This window comes from Bradyrhizobium sp. (assembly GCF_049581145.1).
Classification (GTDB): Bacteria; Pseudomonadota; Alphaproteobacteria; order Rhizobiales; family Xanthobacteraceae; genus Bradyrhizobium.
The window spans coordinates 1-4848 of record NZ_JBAURI010000321.1 but is presented as its reverse complement, the minus strand read 5'-3'; the positions used below and the strand labels follow the sequence as shown (position 1 = coordinate 4848).

Below are 4848 nucleotides of genomic sequence, written 5' to 3'. Positions count from 1 at the left end.
CCAAGCGCCGCGGCCGAGACACAGCCGAGCGCGACGGCGCCGACCCCGACCTGGCCCCAGAAGTCGAGATCGCGCCGCGAGTCCGATCCCTTGGTCTTGAGCTCTTCGACGGCGGCCAGCGCATCCTTGCGCACCGCGCCGAGCTCCACCGTATCGGCGGCTTCGACCACCTCGGTGAGCGGCGCCTTGATCGCCGCCGGTTGACCCGGCAGTTCTTCGCGCAGGAACTCGCGCAGACCGGTGTCGCGCACCGCGTAGCTCGCCAGAGTATAGCGCGCCATACTGCCAACCGTCAGCTTGTCGACGGTATCGCGACTCTTCGACCATGGCAGCATCTGCATGATGCGCACGATGGGAAGATGCGAGCCGGTCGCGAAGTAGTAACCCCACAAAGTGTCCAGGAGATCCTGGTTGCTGGCATAGGTCACTGCCGTATTGACCTTCTTCTCATCCTTGGCGAACGGGTTTTTCGTGAAGACGCCGCGCAGCTTGTCGAGCATGCCTGGCTTCTTCTCTTCCAGCGGAATCTCGGTCAGGATCGGCAGCGAGCCGGCCAGATAGGCGTCGATCATCACCTTGCGTCCGGGCATTTTCGGCGCGACCTTGCGCAGCAGGCCCTGCCAGTCCGGCAGACCCGAATAAGCGATGGCGCGAACGAGCACCCACTCGTCCTCCGGGGGCACCGGAAAGAAGCCGTTGACGAGTTGCTCGGCCTTGGCCGGATTCGATCCGATCGCGCCGGCAATGAAACCCAGATAGACGCCGGCGTTTTCCGGCTCCTTGAACGTCTGCGAGTGGAACAATATGCGCACCGCCGCCGGCACATGCGCGTAGTCGGGCTTGTTACGATAGTTGTAGATCCATTGCTGAACGACGTTGAGCGATGCGCTTGGATCGATTTCCGGCGTGACCGCGGCTTGTGCCGGCTGGATCAGAAAGAACAGGGCAGCAGCGAGGGCTACTTTACGCATATCAATGCTCCCATAAGGCGTCTGGGCCCGCGAACGATGGCGCGCACAAATCTTTCCTACGAGTCCGGTTAACAGGCATTTAGAGCGTGCATGCGAACCTTTGAGGGAATGGAGAGTCCCGCAGCGCGTCAAAATTGTGGCGCTGCTAATCATCGGCCCGCGACTCACCTTTCGGCCGACATCATTTCGCCCACCGCAAGTACTTGGATTTCGACCCCGTCAATAACGGACGAGCCCAGCGTGACGACCAAATGCCAGGCATCGGGCCGGCGGTTCCGGTCAGAAGTGGCGGCGATGTTGTTTGCCGCCATCGCCGCCGGACTACCGAGCGGATTCGGCATCGCCGCCGAGACCGCGGCCGCTTCCCCCGAAACCATCACGGTGGAGGGCAACCGCAGAATCGACGCCGATACCGTACGTTCGTATTTTCATGCCGCGCCCGACGGACGCTATGATGAAGCGGCGCGCGACGCAGCGCTGAAGGCGCTGATCGCGACGGGCCTGTTTGACAACGTCGTCATCGATCGCGCCGGCGACCGGCTGGTCGTGCATCTGACCGAAGCAAAAATTCTTGATCGCGTCGCCTTCGAAGGTAACAAGAAAGTCAAGGATGCCGATCTGACCGCTGTCGTGCAGTCCAAGGCGCGCGGCCCGCTGCAACGCGCCACGGTGCAGGCCGACGTCGGCCGCATCATGGAGGCCTACCGGCATGTCGGACGCGACGATGTCAGCGTGGTGCCCGAGCTCATCGATCGCGGCAATGACCGTGTCGATCTCGTTTTCACCATCACCGAGGGCAAGAAGACCACGGTGCGCCAGATCAATTTCGTCGGCAATCATGTATTCGGCGATCGCCAGCTCAAGGCCGTGATCAAGACGTCGGCGACCTCGATGCTGAGCTTCCTGACTGGCGGCGACGTCTACGATGCCGATCGCGTCGACGACGACCGCGAGCAGATCAGGCTCTATTATCGCAGCCACGGCTATGCCGACGCCAGCGTGCAGCAGGCGCGCGCGGAATACGATCCCGCCATTCACGGCTTCGCGCTGACCTTTGGCATCGACGAGGGACCGCTCTATCGTTTCGGCGACATCAGCGTCGCCTGCAACGTGCCGGGGCTCGATCCGGAAAAGCTGCGCCGCCTGCTCCTGGTCCGCAAGGATGCGATCTTCGACGGCGCAGCAATGGACAAGACCACCGACGCGCTCGCCGTCGAAATGGGTAAGCTTGGCTACCCCTTTGCGCATGCCGAGCCGCGCCTCAACAGGGACGCTGCCGCGGGACGCATCGGTGTCGCGTTTGTGATCGAAGAGGGACGGCGGACCTATGTCGAGCGCATCGAAATTCACGGCAACACGCGAACCCGCGACTATGTCATTCAGCGCGAGTTCGACTTCGGCGAAGGTGATGCCTACAACAAGACGCTGATCGACCGTGCCGAGCGGCGGCTGAAGAGCCTGAACTACTTCAAGACCGTGAAAATTTCGACCAAGCCGGGCTCGGCGTCCGACCGCGTCGTGCTCGATGTCGAGGCGGATGATCAGGCGACCGGCGACTTCACGATCTCAGGCGGATACTCGACGACCGACGGTCTGCTGGCCGAGGTCAAGGTGGGCGATCGGAATTTCTACGGCACCGGCGACAGCGTGCAGGCCGCCGTGAGCTACGGCCAATACGCGCGGGGCCTGGATCTGTCGGTCGCCGACCCGTATTTTCTGGGCACCCGCATCTCGGCGGGCGTCGAGCCTTTCTTCAGGCAGAGCTCCTCCAGCCCGTACCAATCCTACGGCAGCGACACCTATGGCGCGAACCTCGTGCTCGGTACACCGATCACCGAACAGACGCTCGTGCAGTGGCGCTACTCGCTCTATGACCAGAAGGTCACGATCGATCCGGCCTCGCTGGCGGCGCCGCCTTCGCTCGCGATCCAGCAGGCGGCTGCGGCCGGAACGCAACTGGTCTCCGCGGTCGGCGACACCGTCACCTACAGCACGCTCGACAACACCAAGATGCCGACCAGCGGGATCAAGTCGCAGCTCACGCAGGATCTCGCGGGGCTCGGCGGCGACGTCAAGTTCCTGCGAACAACCGAGGATGTGCGGTACTATCAGTCGCTTCCCGGCGATCTCGTCGGGATGGTCCGCGCCCAAGGCGGCTATATCACGGGGTTGGGTGGCCAGCAGGTTCCGCTGCTGAACAGCTTCTTCGGCGGCCCGAGCATGGTGCGCGGCTTTGCGACCAACGGCTTCGGTCCACGCGACCTGACCCCCGGCACCACCATGGATAATGTCGGCGGCAGCATGTATTGGGCGACGACGGCGGAATTGCAGAGTGCGATTCCCGGCGTTCCGCAGGAATATGGCCTGCGCGCATCGGCCTTCGTCGATGCCGGCAGCGTCTTCGGCTACGGCGGACCGACGACATTTGGCACGCAGTCCGTCCAGGTCGCCAATGCCAACGTGCTGCGCTCCTCGGTCGGCGTCGGTCTCACCTGGGCTTCGCCGTTCGGCGCGCTCACGGCCAGCTATGCCGTGCCGATAACGAAGGCGGCCTATGATGTGGTGCAGCCATTCAACTTCAGTGCCAGTCCGTTCTAGGCCGATCTCGTGACGGCGCGCCGGATCGACTGATTGGCCTAAAGTCTATGGCCGCGGACGGAACGGCCCGGATTGCGGGCGCGTTCTACTCCATTCCACCAGGCAGCTGGGAGATGGAGTCATGAGAACATGGCGACGTGAGTCAGTCCTTGATGTGTACAATCTCGTGCTTGCGGCCGTGCTGTTTGCCTCGCCCTGGGTTTTCGCACTGACGAACGGCGCGGGAAAATGGGATTTGCGGGCCAGCAGCGCGGTTATCGGCGCGATCGCTCTCGCGGCCATCATTGCCTATGCCAACTGGGAGGAGTGGATCAATCTCATGCTCGGCCTGTGGTTGATCGTGTCACCCTGGGTCCTGGGCTTCGCCCATACCCGCTCCATGCATTTCAGCGTCGGTCTCGGCGCGGTTATAGCATTCCTGGCGGCGCTTGAGTTGTTTCTGGTCTATGACGCGGCACATCCGGACCATGCCTCTCGTCCATGACGCCGAGACAGCCGCCGGCCAGGGCCGCGCTACTGCTTCTTCAGCGTATAGATGGTCTCGTTCACGGCGATCTCGGCGGTCGTGGCGTCGACGAAATGAAGGTCGATCTCGCATCCGGTCTCCAGAGTCCTGATTCGGGCTCCGGAAAAACCGAGCGAGCCGGCGATGCTGCTCGGATCCACCGTGCTGTCTTTCGATTGCATCTCTGCAAAGGCGCCATGGAAGACCATATCCGGCGGATAGTCGCTGATCTTGTAGTGTGGCATCGCGCAAGCAATCGGAGTCGGCCCGGTTATCCTTTTCGCCGAGACGACGACGGTCTTCCCAAGCAGCCGCGCCTTGTCAGCGCCGTCGGGCTTTTGTTTCGGGTCGGCCCAGGGCGCCGCCACCGCGCCGGAAAACTTCCATGTCCCGATGTAGAACAAATCCACCGTCTGCGCGGCTAATTTGGCCGCGCAGACAACACAAAATACCAAACAAATGCCGGGAGCCAGTTTCATGACGTTCTCCTGGAAGGCCGCGGCGCTTTGAGGCGACCACAACCGGTTCCATTCTCTGCCGAGAACTCTTTCGCAGCCGGCGTCGCAGACCGCCATGCGGCAGAGTCATCAAGGGGACGCAGCTGACCTTCGGCTTTGCAAGCCTGGGAGACGAGCGTTACCAGGAGACGCCGTATTTCGCGGCAATGCTGCGCGCTTTGGCCTCATCCGCCTCCCAGCTCCGATGCCGCCGTGCCACGTGTTTTTTTGCGGGCTTGGAGGCCTTGGCGGTCGGCTGCGCCGTGTCGGGCAGGGC

General features: G+C 62.7%; 4 protein-coding genes. 2 read left to right on the top strand and 2 right to left on the bottom strand.

Going from position 1 to position 4848, the window contains the following annotated elements; all coding sequences use genetic code 11:
• A partial coding sequence (locus WCB02_RS10640) for a hypothetical protein (protein ID WP_423958077.1) occupies positions 1-971 on the bottom strand: 971 nt, incomplete at its 3' end.
• A gap of 294 nt (positions 972-1265) precedes the next feature.
• Here WCB02_RS10640 and bamA point away from each other — a divergent pair.
• Together bamA and WCB02_RS10630 are read left to right on the top strand one after the other, a co-directional pair.
• Positions 1266-3569 carry an outer membrane protein assembly factor BamA gene (gene bamA, locus WCB02_RS10635; RefSeq protein WP_423958076.1) on the top strand — a complete coding sequence of 768 codons (2304 nt, stop codon included), beginning with the start codon at positions 1266-1268 and terminating at the stop codon, positions 3567-3569.
• Positions 3570-3723: 154 nt separating this feature from the next.
• The gene (locus tag WCB02_RS10630; protein ID WP_423958075.1) at positions 3724-4053 is read left to right on the top strand and encodes an SPW repeat protein; all 330 of its coding nucleotides are present in this window, start codon (positions 3724-3726) and stop codon (positions 4051-4053) included.
• Between the two features lie 29 nt (positions 4054-4082).
• On the opposite strand, the gene WCB02_RS10625 is transcribed toward WCB02_RS10630, so the two are convergent.
• Positions 4083-4553 (bottom strand): hypothetical protein, encoded by a 471-nt coding sequence (locus WCB02_RS10625; protein ID WP_423958073.1) that lies wholly within the window; start codon positions 4551-4553, stop codon positions 4083-4085.
• Positions 4554-4848: the final 295 nt, after the last annotated feature.

Bases quoted from the DNA above. Each gene is read 5' to 3' on its own strand.
- WCB02_RS10625 (WP_423958073.1), bottom strand. From the start codon at position 4,553: ATGAAACTGGCTCCCGGCATTTGTTTGGTATTTTGTGTTGTCTGCGCG.
- bamA (WP_423958076.1), top strand. From the start codon at position 1,266: ATGTTGTTTGCCGCCATCGCCGCCGGACTACCGAGCGGATTCGGCATC.